General features: G+C 66.0%; 3 protein-coding genes. All 3 read left to right on the forward strand.

Annotation, left to right across the window (positions count from 1 at the left end):
* A partial coding sequence (locus tag K3M35_RS27000) for a carboxyl transferase domain-containing protein (protein WP_374107790.1) occupies window positions 1-118 on the forward strand: 118 nt, incomplete at its 5' end.
* Window positions 115-390, forward strand: a complete 276-nt coding sequence (locus K3M35_RS25825; protein ID WP_220667294.1) for an acyl-CoA carboxylase subunit epsilon — start codon at window positions 115-117, stop codon at window positions 388-390. The genes K3M35_RS27000 and K3M35_RS25825, both read left to right, overlap by 4 nt.
* Window positions 391-400: 10 nt before the next feature.
* On the forward strand, window positions 401-759 hold a 359-nt coding region (locus tag K3M35_RS25830), incomplete at its 3' end, for a biotin carboxylase N-terminal domain-containing protein (protein ID WP_308257129.1).

A 759-nucleotide genomic window follows, 5' to 3' on the forward strand; every position in this document is an offset into this window, starting at 1 on the left:
CGTCGACGCGGTGATCCCGCCGTCGCACACGCGCGGACAGATCGTCTCCGCGCTGCGCCTGCTCGAGCGGAAGATGGTTTCGCTCCCGCCGAAGAAGCATGGAAACATTCCGCTGTGACCGCGGTGACGGAACGGGCCGACGTCGACGCTCAGTCGGACGAGGCCGTACTGCTCGGCACACCTGTGCTGCACCACGATCCGATCGTGTTCTCCGGCAACCCCTCCGCTGAGGAGATCGCGGCGGTGCTCATCGTGTTCGCCGCGGCGGGCGCTGCCCCTGCCCCCATGGCACCCGTCGACGAGGAGGCGTGGGGGGCTCCCTCTCAGATGATGCGGTACGGGTTGTCTACGGCGCCCACCACTTTCGTCAATGCTCGCTGTGTTCGATGAAGGAAAATCGATGACTTACTCTCACAAGCATTCTTATAGTCAGATCACGAAGGTGCTCGTCGCGAATCGCGGCGAGATCGCTGTGCGGGTCATCCGAGCCGCCAAGGACGCGGGCTACGGCAGTGTCGCCGTCTACGCCGAACCGGACGCAGACGCACAGTTCGTGAAGCTCGCCGACGAGGCGTTCGCGCTGGGCGGCACCACCTCGGCCGAGTCCTACCTGGTGTTCGACAAGATCCTCGACGCCGCCGCCAAGTCCGGCGCCGACGCCATCCACCCCGGCTACGGCTTCCTCTCCGAGAACGCCGACTTCGCCCAGGCCGTGATCGACGCCGGCCTCATCTGGATCGGCCCCTCGCCGCAGTCCAT

The sequence above is a fragment of the Rhodococcus sp. DMU2021 genome, assembly GCF_019641445.1.
GTDB lineage: Bacteria > Actinomycetota > Actinomycetes > Mycobacteriales > Mycobacteriaceae > Rhodococcus > Rhodococcus pyridinivorans.